The organism is Nostoc sp. DedVER02 (assembly GCF_034530675.2).
Taxonomy (GTDB): Bacteria; Cyanobacteriota; Cyanobacteriia; order Cyanobacteriales; family Nostocaceae; genus Nostoc.
This window is the reverse complement of the sequence record NZ_JAVRCP020000001.1, coordinates 66,513-84,512: the sequence shown is the minus strand read 5'-3', so window position 1 is coordinate 84,512 and position 18,000 is coordinate 66,513. Positions and strand designations below refer to the sequence as shown.

Sequence of the window (18,000 nt, the reverse complement as noted above, 5' to 3'; positions counted from 1 at the left end):
GGTCAATGAAAAATTACTAGATTTTATGAGTATTATTACACTTCAGTCGGTTAAAAAAGACTTTGGCATCAAAGAAGTTTTAAAAGATGCGAGTTTTAGCCTTGATGCTACCGATAAAGTTGGCTTAATTGGTACTAATGGTTCCGGTAAATCGACCTTATTAAAAATGATCGCTGGGTTAGAATCCGTTGATAGCGGTCAAATTATCATCAATTCCGGTTCTAAAATTATCTATTTACCGCAGCAGCCAGATTTAGATGAGAACCACACAGTTTTAGAGCAAGTTTTTGCTGACAGTGGCGAACATACGATTTTGGTGCGTGAGTATGAAGAACTCTCAGATAAATTAGCTCACTATCCAGATGATAGTCAACTGATGTCTCGCCTTTCTGTGGTGATGCAAAAGATGGATACAAGCGGTGCTTGGGAATTAGAAACTAACGCTAAAATCATCCTCACAAAATTAGGAATTTCTGACTTTGATGCCAAGATAGGCACTTTATCTGGAGGCTATCGCAAGCGGATTGCTTTAGCATCAGCATTGTTAGCAGAACCCGATGCTTTGCTGATGGATGAGCCGACAAACCATTTGGATGCTCTTTCTGTAGAATGGTTACAAAGTTATTTAAATCGTTATCGCGGCGCACTTTTTCTAATTACTCACGATCGCTATTTTCTAGATCGCGTCACCAATCGCATTATTGAAATTGACCGAGGCGACATTTACACCTATACAGGTAATTATTCATATTACCTCGAAAAGAAAGCTTTAGCTGAAGAATCTGCCGTTAGTACTCAACGGAAACATCAAGGCTTATTGCGGCGCGAGTTGGAATGGTTGAAAAAAGGGCCGAAAGCTAGAAGTACTAAGCAAAAAGCTAGAATTGACCGCGCTCACGCTCTGCGGGATACTGAATTTAAGCAAGTTCAGGGTAAAGTTGATATTTCTACAGTTGGTCGTCGGATTGGGAAAAAAGTTATTGAATTAAATAACGTTTCTAAAGCCTACAATGGACGCACTCTGATTAAGAATTTCACCTACGAATTTAGTCCAGAAGACCGCATCGGCATCATCGGCGCTAATGGTGCGGGTAAATCCACTTTAATGGATATTATTACTGGTCAAATTAAGCCAGATTCAGGGGTTGCAGAAATTGGGACTACAGTTCACATCGGTTATTTTGACCAGCATTCGGAAGAATTGCTCACAGCTTTAAATGAAAATCAGCGTGTGATTGACTACATCAAAGAAGAAGGTGAATTTATCAAAATTACCGATGGAACTCAAATTACTGCTTCGCAAATGTTAGAGCGGTTTTTGTTTCCTGGTAATCAACAGTATGCCCCAATTAGTAAACTTTCTGGTGGTGAAAAACGCCGTTTATTTCTGTTGCGGGTGTTGATGAGTGCGCCCAACGTCTTGATTTTAGATGAACCGACAAATGATTTAGATGTTCAGACTTTGGCAGTACTTGAGGATTATTTAGAAGATTTTGTCGGGTGTGTAATTGTAGTTTCTCACGATCGCTACTTTCTCGATCGCACCATCGACACAGTATTCTCCTTTGAGGAAGGCGGTAATCTGAGGCAATACCCAGGTAATTACTCGATTTATCTTGACTATAAGAAGGCTGAAGAGGCACAGCAACAGGCTGCTACTACTAAGGAGAAGCCTAAAAATGCCGAAGTCCAAAATGGTGCGTCTGCACCCAAGGATGTAGACAATACCAAGCGGCGGAGGTTATCTAATTGGGAAAAGAAGGAATTTGACCAGTTGGAAGGTAAAATTGCCGAGTTAGAGGCACAGAAGGTAGAAACCGAGAAAACACTAGGGAATGTTGCACCGGGGGATTATAGCGAAGTGCAGAAACTATACGATCGTGTGGAGAAGCTCAAGTACGCGATCGATGTGGCGACTGAACGCTGGTTAGAATTGGCGGAGATGGAGTCTTGATTTTTTAATCTGACGTGAATTAAGACAGGAGACGCGATGAATCGCCGTCTCTACAAAAGACTAATTGTAGAGACGGCGATTTATCGCGTCTTTCGTAGGCATCACCTACACAGCCAGTTTTATCGTAATAAAGTTAAGCTTTTTGGGGTTAACTTTTTCTATAAACATCTTTTCGATGCTTGCACTGCAAAATTTGTACAAGCTGACTTTCATCATCAATCTCATAACGAACTCTATAATCACCAATACGGATACGATACTCGTTATCAGAACCTTTTAACTTGACAATTCCATCGGGACGCGCTTGGGAAGCAAGACTTTGTATTTTCTCAATAACACGCTCAGTAACATCATTTGGTAAGTTATCAATCTGCTTTTGTACCGATTTGGAAATAACGATCGCATAACTCATTATCTCTGCTCTGAGCGGTTAGCAAGATATTCATCTATACTCAAAGACTCACCATCTTTATACTCAGCGCGAACTGCTTCAATTTCTGCCAGTGTATCTGCATCGTCTTCATACAAAGCTTCTTCGGCTTCAAAAATTTGTTGCTCAATTAGCTCTTGAAGTTGACGTTTTTCTGTTAAATCAAGGGAAGATATTGCTTCTGCTAAAGTTTCTAAGGAGAGTTGTAGTTTAACAATGGCTGGCATTTTTCTCCTATTTGGTGTGTTTTTTTCGCATTGTCACACCATTATCCTGATTTTAACTCTAATTATCATGGTTACGCATCTGTGGAAAAGTGCGATCGCCACCCATCAAGTTTTATGTCTAGTCGCTAACATCACGACATTCATCACTAATATCGCGCTATCTATAAGATATATCCCGATATTTGCCACCAACATCACGATTTTACTTATTGATACCGCGATATTCATCCTTAACATCGTGATATCGATAAGTTATATCCCGATATTCGCCACCAACATCACGATTTTACTTATTGATATCGCGATATTCATCCTTAACATCGTGACATTCATCACTAACATGGAAGCGATCGCCAGCAACAAAACCAAGTACAACATCCTAAATCAGGAAAACTACTTAATTTAGTTAGATTTACTTGTTTAAAAATATACATTTATTCAATGATTTTACTGCACCAGAAAACAGCTTGATGAGGTCAAAATAGGTTTTAATCTCTCCTTAAGGAATATATTTATGCCTCGTCAAAAACGTACATCCCGTGTTATAGAAAAAGCTGAATTCAGATTCGCCGGATTCAAAGCAATCGATCCAAATATGAATTTTGATGATTATTGTAATTTAGAAAAGCTGGCTCAATCAATTGAGCAGTTACATACTACGATTGATGCTTATAATGCTGCTCTAGCTGTAGTTGACTCTTCTAAAACTAAAATTGATGAGATGGAAAAAAACTTGAGTAAGCTTTCAGACAAAATGCTGAAGGGAGTTGCTTTTAAGTATGGCACAGACAGCAGCGAATATGAGATAGCAGGTGGTGTTCGTGATAGCGATCGCATCCGTAAAAGTAGGTTGACTCGATTGAAAGCTAGCGCAGGGCAATAAGGGACTTCCAAATTAATAAATATCCCATCGCTATGTAGGCAGAGGGGCAGGGGGCAGGGAGCAGGGGGAAAGAAAGTCGTTTTGCAGGATTAAAATTGGATAATTTATTTCTTGGATTTCCCTAATGAACCCCACCCCCAACCCCATACAATACAGTTCAGATAAGACCAAAACACTTGTCTTGACGGCGATTTATCGCGTCTCAAAAACCCAAAATTTTTTACCAATAGTCTTTAACTGAACCGTATTGAGACATAATATAATTGCCCGAAAGCCATAGCACAAGCCTTGGTGGTTAGGACATCAACAGATGATGAAACTTAGACGCAAAAAGACTTTTCACCCAGTCCCCTGCTATATATAGAAGAAAAGCCTCCCAGGTGGGAGGCTTATAAGTTAGCGGAGAAAACTTGTTAAACTACTGCGTAACTACAGCAATGACTCCCCCTAATGCAGAGAAAACGGCGGAGACGGATGCTGTAGCAAACAGCCACCAAGCTGCTGTAGCTGCGGCTTTGCGGGTTTCTTCTGCTTGTCGCTGTGCTTGATGCTTCACCTGTTCTAGGCGGCGTTGAGCTTCATGCTGGATGCGTTCTGCACGTTGCAATACTGTGTTCCTAGCCCGCTCAATTTGGTCAACGATTCGGTTGGCATCTTCTTCTGAGATGTCCTCACGAGAACTCATAATTGCCACTAAGGTATCACGATCGAAAGAAGATAGGCGATCGCGCAGGGCATCAAATCCCGCTTGAGGATCTTCAAAAAATGTGCGGACATCGCGCTTGATACTATCATAGTTAAGTTCTGGGCGATCCAAAGAGTTTAGATAGTTGCGAATGCGGGCAAAAACTCCCTCAATCGCATCTTGAATGCCTCGTTGGATATTCCGCACTTGTTCTACAAATTGATCCCTGACGGACACCATGTTATCGGCAATCCGCGCTGCTTCTTCATCAGACATATCTTCCCGAATTTTCAGCAGGGCGATAATGGTAGAACGGTCAAAATGGGAAAGGCGATCGCTAAAACTTTCTACCCCAACTCGCGGATCGTGCAAGAGTAGTTGCAAGTCGCGTTTGATACCTTCAGGATTAAGTTCTTCTTTACCAGTTTGGCGTAGATACTCTTCCAGATAAGCTTTGAAGTTTTCCGCTCTTTGCTGGGTGCGGGTAGCTAAACGCCGAGGCGCACGCACAAAGTTACGAATCGAAGTTTGTGTGGAATCAATGATTTCATTGACTTGTTGTTCGCTCAAATCTTGACGTTGACTGAGCAACTTCACGAGTGTATCTCGGTCTACCCGCGACAACCGCCGACGTAGTGCAACGGCTCCCTCTTTGGGATTTTCAAACAATTTGGTCAAATCTCGCTGAATACCCTCTGGATTCAGTTCTTGTTTACCAGTATTCCGTAGATAATCTGCGATCGTTGTGGTAACAGAGTCGTATTGCTCTTTGGCTTTATCCACTACAGCTTGGGGTGTGTGGCGAATGTTATGCCACGACTCCTCAGCCGCATTGATGATTTGATTAACTTGATCTTCACTCAAATCTTGGCGCTGACTCAACAATTGCACCAAGGTATCGCGGTCAAAGCGAGACAAACGTGCCCGAATTGAGCTAATTCCAGCTTGGGGATCTTCTAATAGCTTTTTGAACTCCGCGCGGATGGCATCAGGATTCAGTTCTGATTTCCCTGTATTACGCAGATATGATTCTACATTCAACCACAGGGTTTCTGCTTGATATTGTGCTTGTTCAGCTAATCCTTTGGATTCTATCAAGACGCGATCGCGCTGTTTCTCCAATTCATCAAGAATGCTGTCTACTTCATATAGCTGGATATCATTCCGTTCCAGCAATATCGCCCGAATTTCCTGACGTTCGAGGTGCGCTAATCGCAATGTCAGAGTTTCATAATCTGCATCTGAATCTTGCAACAGAGGTTTGAAATTCCGCTCAATGCCTTCAGCTGTCAACTCTGCTTTTGGGGTAACGAGCAGATAACTTTCTACTGCACGTTGCAAGTCTTGGACTATTTCTCTTTCTTCAATACCTGTAACTATCACCAGCACTTCTTTGCGGACAACTTCTAGCTGATTAGCAATGCGCTGAATTTGGGCTTGGGTAAGTAGTCCCCGTTGTTGCAAGATATTAACGAAATCGTTACGTGATAATCTTTCTAATTCCCTGCGAACTATTCCAGGGTCGGCTGCTGGGTCGTAAATTACATCACGAAATTCTTGGGCAATTCTTTCTTGGCTCAGTTGCCAAGCATAAGTGTTGTAGAGATAGTTTTCGACATCAGCCCGAATTGGACTATAAGGTTGTGATGGTGTTGGCAACCCTAACTTATCTGCTTGCTGGGTGACTTTATCTTTGGCGGTGGTGAGGCTACCCAAGATTTTTTCCACATCCAAATCAGATAAATCTGCCCGTCCTAACACAACGGCGGTTAAGGCGGATAGTCCTTGCTGGATTGTACTTTGCATTGGCCCGGGGGCTGCCTTTTGCTCGGATTCTTTGGAACCACGTGTTTCTGCTACTAATCGATCCAGTTTGGCGTTGAGTTCATCTGTCTTGCTTTGCCCTGCTGGAAGTGATTTCAGATAATCCATTAACTCACCCAGACGGTCTTCGCTGGGTGATTGCTGACTTACCACCTGTTGCCAAACCTTATATAAAGTATCAGCAATGCGGGTAACGTCTTTTTTGGAAAGGTCGGTGCGGCTGCTGACTAAATCGATAAACTTTTGGCGATCGATATTGCGAATATCTGGAGTCCCTGCGATCGCTTTTAATTGTGGATCGTTGAGTAAATTTTCAAAATCACTCCGAATTTTCGATACATCCAACTCTGGTGGACGTAGCTTATCTAAATAATCTTCTATGTTCTCCCGAATACTTCCAGGGTCGATGCCACTTCCCAATTCTCTACGGACGGCGGCGGCGGCGGCTTCAGCTGTGGCGACAACTTGGTTATTGACAGCTTTAGCGCCCAGTGCGGCGGTAGCTGTGCCCATAATCGCCTGAAAACCGGAAGTAGCCGTATTCACCACTGAGCCAATTAAGGAACCCACAGTAGTGGAACTGACCCAAACCAGGAGTAAAAAGTAAGCACCCCAAATCACTAAACCGAGAATTGCTCCCAATACTGGATCTAAGATTACAAGGCTTAACTTTACTGCTAGAAAACAGGCAATTAATAAGGCGATCGTTACAGTGACTAACGTCCAAATCCCTACTGCCGTACCGATTTTGCGAATGCTGCCGCCCAAACTTCCGGCTTCTCCAGAATCTGAATCCGAGTCAGATGAGTTCCCCAGATAGGAAATACCGGCTGCAAGGGAGAGATTAGTGAGAACTAATTGGAAAGCAAAGGCTAGGATCACACCGGAGATTAAAGCTACAAAAAAGCGCGGCCCCGAAGTGAGAACCGATGCCTGTGCTGGCGTGATGTTTGAGGGATCTACTGAAGTCTGTGCAACCCATAACAGTGGTTTGTACAGTCCCAGCATGATTTCCGTACTTTGGAACATTGTATTTCCTTCTACTAAGTTTAAATTTGGGGAATTAAGATTTTCTTGAGAAGCAACTCTTAGTATTTTTGTCTGTATCTATGGCAATACCTAACTGTTTAGTTCAGAATCGTAGAATTTAGCTGTTTAAAGCATCTCTCCAAAGGCTGAAAACTTTATCCAGCAAAAGATATAAATTTTATCATCTAACGGTAAGAGTAGTTAAAAGTTTGGTTAATTATTGGTTGCCAGTCTCTTAATTTTAACTACTTAATCACAACAATTGATTGCGCCGAAATTATAGTTTAATTACTAGAACTTTACATTTATTTATAATTATATTTTTATCACCCTCTGAGGGTGGATTTGTCTGCACGACGATGTTGTTGATTATCGTCCCCAAGAAGTGCTTGTAGTTTGTGCCTACAGACAGAAAGCAATCTAGTTATAAATAGCTACATTAAAGTTAACAAATCAATTGTTAACGACAACAAAATGGCAACTCATTCTTCTAAAGATTTGCCAATACTTGCAAGAGAAAAATTTGCTTTGGGATTTAGTCGTTATAGTATCCAGCGCGATGTTTTACATCTAATTGGCTGCTAGAAATTAAATATCTAAAAAACTGCGAAATTTGGGAGAAACAAATGGCAACTCAAGAAACTCGATCTTCTACTGATTTACCACCTGTTGCACCAGAATACAACGGCATAGATCGCAACGCTTTTCTCTTTGGCTGGACACCTCAAGCCGAAATCTGGAATGGTCGTTTGGCAGCAATTGGTTTTCTAGCCTATCTCTTGTGGGATTTGGCTGGTTATAGCGTTGTTCGTGACGTACTGCACTTAATTAGCTACTAGAAGATTAAATAACTGAAAAACTACTAAATATTGGAGAAAAAAATGGCAACTCAAGGAACTCGTCCTTCTACAGATTTACCACCTGTTGCACCAGAATACAACGGCATAGATCGCAATGCTTTTCTCTTTGGTTGGACACCTCAAGCTGAAATTTGGAATGGTCGTTTGGCAGCAATTGGTTTTCTAGCCTATCTATTGTGGGATTTAGCTGGCTATAGTGTTTTACGTGATGTACTGCATCTAATTAGCTATTAGTAGCCCTGCAACCATAATTTCCAGGTAGGGACAATTCATGAATTGCCCCTACCTCTATCTAAAGTAGAAAGCGAACCAACACATACAAAGCCGAAGCTACGAGTTGCAACAGCATTACTGGAATACCGTAATGTAAAAAAGTTTTAAAAGAGATACGTCGTCCATGCTGCTCAGAAATCCCGGCAGCTACGATATTAGATGATGCACCTACTAATGTGCCATTACCTCCCAAAGTTGCACCAAACATCATCGCGTAAAAGAGTGGTAATACTTCTGGGGGAAACTGCCCTTGAAAATCTTGTGCTAAAACTTCTGCGGGTGCTAATCCCACAGTTACAATATATTGTTTAAGCAAGGGAACCATCCCCACCACTAAAGGAATGTTGGGTACTACGCTAGATAATATACCTACAAGAAATAATAAAACTAGGGAACCCAAAATAATATTCTTCCCTAGAATTGCTGCTAAAACCCCTGATAAACCATTAATTACACCTGTTTTTTCTAGCCCTCCAATTAATACAAAAATACTCATAAAAAATATTAATGTACTCCAATCTACATCCCGCAAAATATTGTTAACTGAATCAATTTTGCTATGGTGAGATAAAAGCAAAGCTAATGCGGCTCCTAACAAAGCTGCGGCAGCAGGCGAAACCGGAACTGGTAAAGTTTCTCCGATGACAAAAAATACCAGAACAAAAAATACTATCACTGCACCCAAGCTTAAAGCTCGTGGGTGATTGATTTGTGGGCGTGGCAGTTCTTCCAGATTATCTAACTGGGTATTCCAAATTTTGCGGAATAAAAAGGGTAGTGTTGCAATTACTATAGCAACGGCAATTACCCCTCCTAAACTCAATTTAAACAAATAATCTGTAAAGCTAATATTCACAGCATCACCAACAATAAAGGTGGCTGGATCTCCAACTAAAGTTAGGAGTCCGGCGCTATTAGCAACAAATACCATTAGAATTAATAAAGGTACGAAATTTATCCCGACTTCCTGCGCCATTGGGGGAATTAAAGGTGCTAGCAACATTACTGTTGTGGCATTTGGTAAAACTGCACAGATGGGTGTCACAATAGCAACAATACCGAGTAATAAACGCTTACCTTGCCCCTTAGCTAGAAGTACTATTTGAGTAGCTAAATAATCAAATATCTTAGTAGGTTCAAAAGCCCGTACTAACACCATAACTCCAAAGAATAAACCGAGTGTTCCATGACTGTTGCCGATGTAACCAACAGCTTCTTCTAAAGTCATGACGTTGCTGAAAACTAATAACAATGCTCCCAATAATGCAGCAATAGTCAGATGTACCCATTCTGTCATTACTAAGATAATGACGCTGATAAATGTAATTCCACTGAGGATTGCTTGCCAGTTGTCCACATCTTACCTCCTGAAGTTTAATTTGTTGCCTATTACAGCACTTCCCGAAGTTATAAGGTACATTAATTGCTCGAATTATTGTTTGTCTGTGTTAATAGTCTGTCGAGTTTAAATTGATGGGTAAGAAAGTTTGTAGTCAGGACTTCAGTCATTATTTTTTAAGCACTAAAGTGCTTACTACAAACTTTTAATTACTAGCTTGACTAATAGCATTCCAAGTATCTGTACCTCATAGCAGCAGGAAGTGCTGTAGCGAAAAAGCCACCTAGTTTTAGGTGACTTATCTACACTCGCAATTAATTGGATAAAAATTACTGAAATTCTAAACAACAATTATTCATCAATAGAAGTGGGAATACCCAAAACAGCGCAGGGAAAATTATAACCTAATCCCTCAATCATCGGGTGATTAACAGAGTTACAACCAAGAAATAGAATATCAGCGGCTTCTGATGCAACAACTTTGCGAAGTTCTGCACAAATACTACCAAACCGCAAATGAGATTTAAAAGAACCCTGCCATTCTTCAGCCAGACTTCGGGCTTGCCAGAGAATTATATCTGCCTGTTGTAGTGGAGTTACCACTGTCTGCAATTTGGGTTGAGTTAATACTTGTGTGACAGACTTTGATACTTCACTGATTGGACATTCTAATGAAGGCTGTTGTGGAAAACTTAAAATATTTGGATATTCACTGCTTTGATTGTCTTCTACCACATAAACAGCTTGAACTGTAACTTCTGCATTAGTAGCTAAACGAGTTTGATGGGCAATCCAGAAGGCAATATCTAGTGCCGTATGACTGTTAGGAGATGCGTCATAAGCAACAATTAAATTAACTGCTTTTGCTTTTTGAGGTTCTTTAGAAAAAGGCTTTTTTGGTTCTGGTACTAGTACCATTTGTTCAATTAAGTCATCTCGTCCTGTGGCACTTTGCAGACGTGCTAACATTGGCTTGATTTGCACAGCTTTACTTCTCCCAATGAAATGAATTAGTAATGAGAAGCAGGGGGACAAATTTTAAATTTTGTCGTTTGTCATTTGTTATTCGTCCATTGTTTTTGACCAATGACCAATGACTCATGACTCATGACTAAAATCTGAAATCAGTCCAGGAAACCCCAATAATAACTGTATTACAGCCAAAGTCTTGGGGGTTCCTTCCATTGCCTACGGAGTTAGCTGACGGGCTAAGACTGGAAGGTGTCTCTCATAAGATTAGCCCCAAACATTGGTTCCTCCGTTCCAAATCCAGCTTTCATGAATTTGAATTAGGCTACCCACTAAAAAAAATGATAATCTAATTTACTCGTCTTGGGCAAAATAGCGATCAAGGAAATTTAAGGCGTGGTTGCGGAGTTCAAAATATTCTTTTGAGTTTCGCATAGCGGCGCGATCGCGCGGATGCTCAAAAGGAACTTCTAAAATCTCTCCTATACTAGCAGATGGGCCATTGGTCATCAAGACGATGCGATCGGACATATAAATTGCTTCGTCTACATCATGAGTAATCATCATCACTGCTTGACGATTACTTTCCCAAATATCCAATACCTGCCGTTGCAATTTGCCACGAGTTAGCGCATCTAGCGCCCCAAAAGGTTCATCCATCAGCAACATTTTAGGACGAATTGCTAAAGCTCTGGCAATACCTACTCGTTGTTTCATCCCTCCAGAGATTTCATCAGGATATTTGTCAGCCGCCGCCGTCAAGTTTACCATTGCCAAGTGTTCATTTACAATGCTAATTTTCTCAGCCCGATTAGCATTTTTTAACACTTCATCCACAGCTAAACGGATATTCTCTCGTACTGTTAACCAAGGTAACAGTGAATAGTTCTGAAATACCATCATCCGCTCTGCTCCTGGCTGACGGATTTCTTTTCCATCTAACCGAACTGAGCCAGAAGTGGCTTTTTCTAAACCAGCTACTATCTTTAATAAGGTTGATTTCCCACAACCTGAGTGACCAATTACAGAAATATATTCATCTTCAGCAATCGTTAGATTAACTCCATCTAAAACGACAAAGTTACCTTTATCAGGTGTCGGATAAGACTTAACTAAATTTTCAATTTCTAAAAATCCAGTGCGGGGCAGAACTCCAGTCTGGGTATTAATAGGTAATGAGGTATATTCCATTATCAAAGGCTCCCGAAATAATTTAGTCAATCAATTTTGGATTAACTGCGACTTGTACCGAAAATCTCAAATTGCCAGGGTCAATTTTTGAATTTGGGATTTAAGACATGAAAAAGTTTGTGGGAGCATTAGCCCTGATAGCAAAACTATTCAGATAGCCCACAGGATCGCTGGGGTCGAAGCCTTTCTTATCTATAAATACTTCTGGTGGTTCGACCTTGTAATCATCCTTGGGACATTTGATGCCCATTTCAGATGCTATCTCCCGATATAAATCTGTTCTCCAGCCAAGTTCTGCTAATTTCTCGGCATTTTTGGGAAATTCCTTAATTTGTCCCCACCGCGCTGCTTGTGTCATTAACCAGAGACTTCTCGATCTCCATAAGAATGTTGAGTGTTCTCCTGGTTGTTTGGGAAGGTTGTCAGGAATATCGAAGAAAATCGTGGTGTCAGCAGCTTTGATGGTACGGTCTTTACCATCAAAGCCGCCATAGTTGTAGTTTCCGAGAATTCCCGGACTTGTAAACTTCGCAATTGGGGCATTTTTCTTTTTGGGTCTTGCACCTGTAAAGGAACGTTCTGTTATTAGTTCGGCAACTTCTTGGCGGTTTTCTGCTTTGCTGCAATATTGGCAAGCTTCAATCATCGCCTTGACTAGGGAACGATAGGTTTTAGGATATTTTTCAATGAAAGATTCCATCACCCCCAAAAGTCTATCTGGGTGTCCTAACCAGACTTCTTTGCCTTGTGCAAAGGTAAAACCGATGTTTTCGTTACCTGTTATTGCTCGTGTATTCCAGGGTTCTGCAACCATGTAAGCTTGCATTGCGCCAATTCGCACGTTTGTCACCATTTGGGGAGGCGGAACGATGATGACGCGAAACTCTTTAAGGGGGTCAACCCCTGCGGCAGCAGATAAGTAACGGATAAAGTATTCGTAAATTGCGGAACTTAACACTACCGCCCAGACTTTACCTTCTGGCGGTTGCTTGTCAAAGTAGCTTCGAAAATCGCGCCCAAAGGCTTCTAAAGCACCATCACCATATTTTTCTTGATACTCGTACCACGGACGCAGCCCAAAATCCCACATGGCTTTGTTCATGGTCATGGCGTTACCGTGGCGGTGAATGGTCATGGCCGCACACAAGGGGGCGTGGCGTGCGCCTTCTGCACCAATTCTGGCGTTGGTAACAGCACCAGATACTACGGGTGAAGCATCGAGGCGACCAAAAATTACACCGTCGCGGGAGGTAGCCCAGCTAGCCTCACGGTTAAGTGTGACGTTCAAACCATATTTGCGGAAGAAGCCTTTTTTCCAGGCGATCGCAAATGGCGCACAATCATTAACGGGAACGTAACCAACAGTAAGATCGGGTTTTTCTAAGTCTTGCGATCTAATTACTGGTTGTACAGCTAAGGCTTCTTCAGTTAATCCTTTGGCTGATCTATCTCCTGAAATTCCACAGGAGGACAGCGCTATTCCGGTTGTGGTTGCTCCTATTCCTTTGATAAAATCTCGTCGAGTCCAGTTTATATCACCCATTTTTGTAGCTCCATTGGTGATTAGTTGCTCATGCTCCAAGTGCAGAGTCTCGTTATATCTTGCTGTTTTGAGCAATCCTAATTTATCGAACCGCCAAGTCGCCAAGGCAAGAAGGAAAGAATTTTCCGATCATTTAGAATTGCCATACATAGCAGCCGAATTTTGTTAGTTGGAAGTTTTTGGGCGATGGGTTACTAATTCTTCGATTTTGCCCACAGCGTAATCTAGGATTAAACCGGTTAAGCCAATTATGAACACAGCTAAAAAGACTGAACTCAAGTTTAAACGACTCCATTCATCCCAGACAAAGAAGCCGATACCAATACCGCCTGTAAGCATTTCTACGGCAACGATTACTAGCCAAGCGATGCCTAAACTAATTCGTAAACCTGTAAAAATATACGGTAAACTTGCAGGCCAAATGATTTTGGTAATCCGCCTCCAACGGGGCATTTCTAACACTTGTGCTACATCTAAATAATCTTTAGGAACGCTAGAAACTCCTAATGCGGTATTAATAATTGTCGGCCATAGTGAGGTAATGAAAATTACAAAAATGGCTGAAGGATCTGCTAAATTGAAAATTGCTAAGGCGATGGGAAGCCAAGCTAATGGCGATACAGGTTTAAAAATTTGAATGATGGGATTGAGCGCTAGCATTGCCGATTTGGACATCCCAATGAGAAAACCCAGAGGAATGGCTACTACCGCACCTAATAAAAAACCCAGTAATACTCGACGCAGACTTGCAATCAGCAACCAACCAATTCCTAAGTTACCTGGGCCTCTTTGGTAGAACGGATTTAAGATGTAGTCAAGATTGGCGATTAATGCTTCTGGTGGGGTGGGCATCAATTCATGGTTGGCGAGTGCAATAATCCACCACAGCACAATTATTCCCAAGAAGCCCAATACAGGTAGAATAAATACATCTCTGAGGATGACAGGTTTTGTCTTTTTCCACGCAGCTTGTGTTGCGATCGCTGCGATCGCGGCCAAATTTAATTGAAATATCATTTACGACCTCAACAGATTTAAGTGCAGGTACAAAAAATCCGAGCAGTACCAGCCTTGGACACTGATGAGATCGGAACATTATAAAAATGCCGTCTCTTCAGTCTCCTCTCAATGCCTACGAAGTTAGCTGACGGGCTAGGGCTGAGAGATGCCCTTCTGAAGAAAGTTATGAGTTATAAGTTATGAGTTATGAGTTAAATATTTAGTAACTCTTCACTTCTCACTCTCAACTCCTCACTTTCTATGAGATACGCCCCACAATTTGGTTCCTCCGCTCCAGCGTTATGCACTGTGACACGCTGAATTAGGCTGACTTACTCTAATGGATTACTAAGATTATGCATAATATAACATTGCTGCTCAGTAAAAGCTATCAGTCTTGTGATACAAATAGTTAAATTTTGTACTAAGACTAAGTGTTTTTAAGTAAACTATAGTAACAATTAGAAATTGTAATTACAGTAATATTTTGAGTAAAATCCTTGCCTAGAAAGCTAAACAATGTAGTTTAGTCAAGCATCAAGTTGGTTACGTGTTTAATTAATATTTCTTAATTTCAAGCTGGATTATACTGAGAGAGTTTTATGTCTGGTTAGTTAACCAGCAAAGAAACGAATATGCAGAATCTATTTCTTTTGGTAGGTGAATTAAATGTTAAAGCTTGGTAAAAAACCACTGCACTCGCTAAACTAATTGGATATGGCAGTTTGCTCATCTATCTCCTAGCTGAATTTAACATAATGGATTTTAGTCAAGTACTGGCTGAAAAAACGGACACCATCCTTGATAAATGGGTTACAGCAGTTCGCAAGGATAGACGGATTGAAAGTGCTGATGACCTATCTTATACAGCAGTAAAGGATCATATCCCTGATGTTTTAGAAGCAATGGTAACAGTGCTTTCAAAATCTCAGGATAATGATATTCAGTCGATAGTTACTGCCAGTTTTCAGCATGGAGCTATTAGAGCGGAACAAGGTTACGATCCAGCAGAAATTGCCAGAGAATATCATCTGCTGCGAACAATAATATTTGATGCTCTACAAGCAGATTTATTAGAAGGAACACCTGTAGATATAATTCGTTCTATGCGTTTGGTTGATGCTATCATAGACGAAGCGATCGCTCGGTGTTTCAAGAGTTATGTTGAGCAACGCTTACGAGAATTACAGCAGTTGCAGTCATCACTAACACTCCATAATGATGAACTTACGCGCTTGATGAGCGCAAATCAAGAGTATCTTTCGCAACTAGCCCATGAATTAAAGCATCCCTTAACTTCTATTATTGGTTACTCGGATCTGTTTTTACGCCAACAACGACGAAACACTAAGATAAAAGACACCTCTGCCAATCTCGAACATATTGAGCGAGTACTACGTAACGGTAGACAATTACTCCACCTAATTAACGATGTACTAGAACTTTCGCGCTATGAAGCAGGACAGATAAAACTCCAACTAGCACCAACCGATGTGCGTGAATTAATCAATAATGTCTGTGAAATGTTGGAACCTTTAGCTGCTGGGAAAAATTTAAAAGTCATAGTAGATTGCGATCGCGCCCCCAAAGAATTAGTCACAGATCCTTTTCAATGCCAACAGATTATTACAAATCTTATTAGTAATGCAATTCGCTATACAGAGTCGGGGACAATTATTATAATGTGTCAGGTGTTGGATAAGGAAAGATGCGCGATCGCAGTTTGTGACACTGGAATTGGTATTGCAGCAGAAAACCAAGCCCAGATATTTGAACCGTACTTTCGGGTTAGTTCTAGCGATCGTCCTTATCTACCCGATAGTACAGGATTGGGGCTAGCGATCGTTTCGCGTTTAGTAAAACTCCTCCAAGGTACAATTAACTTAGTTTCTGAGGTGGGAGTTGGTTCTACTTTCACGGTAATTTTGCCTTTAGAAATAGAGAGTTGATTTCGCGCCAAGACATAAAATTCTTCACTGCGCTTCTGCGTGAAATCAAAAAAGTTTTACAACAAACCTTGTTTTTTCAATTTAGCTAGCGCATCCTCAGCAGCAGCTTTCTCTGCATCTTTCTTATTGCGTCCCTTACCTTCGCCGTAAATTTTTCCATCTACCAATACTTTGGCGACGAATTCAGGCGCGTGAGAAGGGCCTCCTATTTGTTCTGTAAAATATTTGGGGGGATTTGGAGTAACGTTGCGTTGCACCCATTCTTGAAAGCGATTTTTTGAGTCTACATTAGAACGAGATACAACTATATTTTTAGGATCTACAGAATCAAATAGTGGTTCTATAATTGTCCTAACTGCTTCAATATTGGAATCATTATCCAAATAGTAAGCACCAAGTACAGCTTCAAAGGTGCTACTGAGCAAATTAGGATTTTGGTAGCCTCCGTCTCGAATTGCGCCTTTTCCTAACCGCATCCTAAAGTCTAAACCTACTTCCTCAGCGAACTTTGCTAATTGCTTTTCATCTACCAGCGCCGAACGCCGCCGTGTTAATTCATCTTCTCCCATTTCTGGGTGACAACTATATAGATATTCGCCACTTAAGAAATTCAGTAAAGCATCACCAAGAAATTCTAGACGTTCATTGTGTTCGCCTTCTCCAGGGTTTTCATGGACATAAGAACGGTGGGTAAGTGCATGGCGGAGAAGTTTTTCATTATGGAATATTAGAAGCTTGTGCATTTTTATCTTATGTCTTGTTGCGAAAATTGACTATTGGGAAACTTTACCAGTGCTATTGTCTTCAGACATTAAAAAACCGCAGATAGCGGTATTGGTAAAACCCAGTTGAGTAAAAACTGGGTTATTAAAAACTATTTTAAGCAGCCAGTTTGTCTAACTCAACCAAAAATAATTCCTTGCCTTGTTTTTGAACTTTACCATCCCTTATAGCAGCATCAATAAACTGGCTAAACCTCTTAAATTTCTTGCCATTAGCTGTAGAAATAGATGAGCATCCTTGATACTTAGCACAAAGTTGACGCATCAATTGATCAATGCAACCAAATACGGTAGATCTATCTTGGCTTGAAAGAGTATTGATAGCTTCAACTAGATAGTCTATAGCGTCATTGTAATTAATTTGGGGCACAACCGAAATAATTTGAGGTTGATTTTTATCGCTAATTAATCGGGATAAATCGTCTAAAAAGTAAAATTCATCAGCCAATTCCTTAAGCTTTTGTTTTACATTACCTATTTGAGCAAGGATAATAGCTTGTTTACCTAATTTTTGAAGATTGTGAACCAATTTTACAAAGTCCCCATTTCCTGATATGAGCATAATTTTGTCTGGAGACATATTACTGTGAATCTCCTCTAAACAGTCGGCTATTAATTGGTTATCTGCACTATTTTTTAAAGGACAGGGAACATTAACACAGTTAAAACCAAGATTGCCTAAATCATCCTTTACAGCAGTTTGATCTTCACGCTGTGAATTGTAGTAGACATTTATGCTAATTACGCACCCTTTGGATTGGGCTAAATCCAGCAATGATTTAACCTGAGATGGACTTAATTTAGTGTTTTGATAATCCCAATAAATGGAAACTAGAGGTAGCTGCTGGCTTGCTTGTTTTTTGGAAGATTGATTAGCGTATGGCATTGTGATATATCCAGTATTCTTTCGATGAACTGGACAGCTTCAATAAATTACACATCTAGCAGTAGCAGAGCTTTGTACGAAGAATTTGTACTTAAAAAGTACTTCTCTGTCATAAAGCTATCTACCGTCACGCTCATTTGGTTTAAGTCTCAGCAGTAGAACTCCCAGTCTCCTAGC

Annotated in this window: 16 protein-coding genes and 2 riboswitches; of the genes, 6 read left to right on the top strand and 10 right to left on the bottom strand. The window is 40.8% G+C overall.

Annotation, left to right across the window (positions count from 1 at the left end):
• The first annotated feature begins 25 nt into the window (after window positions 1-25).
• A complete protein-coding gene (locus tag RMZ41_RS00340; protein WP_322643472.1) occupies window positions 26-1,954 on the top strand; it encodes an ABC-F family ATP-binding cassette domain-containing protein in 1,929 nt (642 codons plus the stop codon).
• Window positions 1,955-2,102: 148 nt separating this feature from the next.
• Here the strand turns inward: RMZ41_RS00340 and RMZ41_RS00335 are convergent, their stop codons facing one another.
• Entirely contained in the window at window positions 2,103-2,366 is a 264-nt protein-coding gene (locus RMZ41_RS00335; protein WP_322643471.1) for a type II toxin-antitoxin system RelE/ParE family toxin, read from the bottom strand.
• Window positions 2,366-2,611 (bottom strand): hypothetical protein, encoded by a 246-nt coding sequence (locus tag RMZ41_RS00330; protein WP_322643470.1) that lies wholly within the window; start codon window positions 2,609-2,611, stop codon window positions 2,366-2,368. The genes RMZ41_RS00335 and RMZ41_RS00330 overlap by 1 nt, the downstream gene beginning before the upstream one ends.
• Between RMZ41_RS00330 and RMZ41_RS00325 the strand changes: the two genes are divergently transcribed.
• Both RMZ41_RS00325 and RMZ41_RS00320 read left to right on the top strand, forming a co-directional pair.
• Window positions 2,601-3,017 (top strand): hypothetical protein, encoded by a 417-nt coding sequence (locus RMZ41_RS00325; protein WP_322643469.1) that lies wholly within the window; start codon window positions 2,601-2,603, stop codon window positions 3,015-3,017. The two genes, RMZ41_RS00330 and RMZ41_RS00325, sit on opposite strands and share 11 nt — an antisense overlap.
• A 108-nt stretch (window positions 3,018-3,125) precedes the next feature.
• On the top strand, window positions 3,126-3,494 hold the full coding sequence (locus RMZ41_RS00320; protein WP_322643468.1) for a hypothetical protein: 369 nt from the start codon (window positions 3,126-3,128) through the stop codon (window positions 3,492-3,494).
• Window positions 3,495-3,912: 418 nt separating this feature from the next.
• On the opposite strand, the gene RMZ41_RS00315 is transcribed toward RMZ41_RS00320, so the two are convergent.
• Window positions 3,913-7,032: an MFS transporter gene (locus RMZ41_RS00315; protein WP_322643467.1), complete on the bottom strand. Its 3,120-nt coding sequence runs from the start codon at window positions 7,030-7,032 to the stop codon at window positions 3,913-3,915.
• Between the two features lie 626 nt (window positions 7,033-7,658).
• Between RMZ41_RS00315 and RMZ41_RS00310 the strand changes: the two genes are divergently transcribed.
• A complete protein-coding gene (locus RMZ41_RS00310; RefSeq protein WP_322643466.1) occupies window positions 7,659-7,871 on the top strand; it encodes a high light inducible protein in 213 nt (70 codons plus the stop codon).
• Between the two features lie 42 nt (window positions 7,872-7,913).
• Entirely contained in the window at window positions 7,914-8,126 is a 213-nt protein-coding gene (locus RMZ41_RS00305) for a high light inducible protein (RefSeq protein ID WP_322643465.1), read from the top strand.
• Between the two features lie 58 nt (window positions 8,127-8,184).
• On the opposite strand, the gene RMZ41_RS00300 is transcribed toward RMZ41_RS00305, so the two are convergent.
• From RMZ41_RS00300 to ntrB, 5 genes are all read right to left on the bottom strand, one after another.
• Complete coding sequence (locus RMZ41_RS00300) at window positions 8,185-9,522, bottom strand: SLC13 family permease (RefSeq protein ID WP_322643464.1); 1,338 nt, start codon at window positions 9,520-9,522, stop codon at window positions 8,185-8,187.
• Between the two features lie 333 nt (window positions 9,523-9,855).
• Complete coding sequence (locus tag RMZ41_RS00295) at window positions 9,856-10,473, bottom strand: universal stress protein (protein ID WP_322643168.1); 618 nt, start codon at window positions 10,471-10,473, stop codon at window positions 9,856-9,858.
• A gap of 204 nt (window positions 10,474-10,677) precedes the next feature.
• Window positions 10,678-10,810: riboswitch (cyclic di-AMP (ydaO/yuaA leader) on the bottom strand.
• A gap of 17 nt (window positions 10,811-10,827) precedes the next feature.
• Window positions 10,828-11,664, bottom strand: coding sequence for an ABC transporter ATP-binding protein (locus RMZ41_RS00290; protein ID WP_322643117.1), 837 nt, complete (start codon window positions 11,662-11,664; stop codon window positions 10,828-10,830).
• A gap of 100 nt (window positions 11,665-11,764) precedes the next feature.
• On the bottom strand, window positions 11,765-13,207 hold the full coding sequence (locus tag RMZ41_RS00285) for an ABC transporter substrate-binding protein (protein ID WP_322643118.1): 1,443 nt from the start codon (window positions 13,205-13,207) through the stop codon (window positions 11,765-11,767).
• A gap of 165 nt (window positions 13,208-13,372) precedes the next feature.
• Window positions 13,373-14,224 carry a nitrate ABC transporter permease gene (gene ntrB, locus RMZ41_RS00280; RefSeq protein WP_322643119.1) on the bottom strand — a complete coding sequence of 284 codons (852 nt, stop codon included), beginning with the start codon at window positions 14,222-14,224 and terminating at the stop codon, window positions 13,373-13,375.
• Window positions 14,225-14,321: 97 nt separating this feature from the next.
• A riboswitch (cyclic di-AMP (ydaO/yuaA leader) is annotated at window positions 14,322-14,545 on the bottom strand.
• Between the two features lie 419 nt (window positions 14,546-14,964).
• Between ntrB and RMZ41_RS00275 the strand changes: the two genes are divergently transcribed.
• Window positions 14,965-16,155 (top strand): HAMP domain-containing sensor histidine kinase, encoded by a 1,191-nt coding sequence (locus tag RMZ41_RS00275; protein ID WP_322643120.1) that lies wholly within the window; start codon window positions 14,965-14,967, stop codon window positions 16,153-16,155.
• A gap of 56 nt (window positions 16,156-16,211) precedes the next feature.
• On the opposite strand, the gene rnc is transcribed toward RMZ41_RS00275, so the two are convergent.
• The gene (gene rnc, locus RMZ41_RS00270; protein WP_322643121.1) at window positions 16,212-16,898 is read right to left on the bottom strand and encodes a ribonuclease III; all 687 of its coding nucleotides are present in this window, start codon (window positions 16,896-16,898) and stop codon (window positions 16,212-16,214) included.
• A 136-nt stretch (window positions 16,899-17,034) separates the two neighbouring features.
• Window positions 17,035-17,823, bottom strand: coding sequence for an NYN domain-containing protein (locus RMZ41_RS00265; RefSeq protein ID WP_322643122.1), 789 nt, complete (start codon window positions 17,821-17,823; stop codon window positions 17,035-17,037).
• Window positions 17,824-18,000 lie beyond the last annotated feature (177 nt).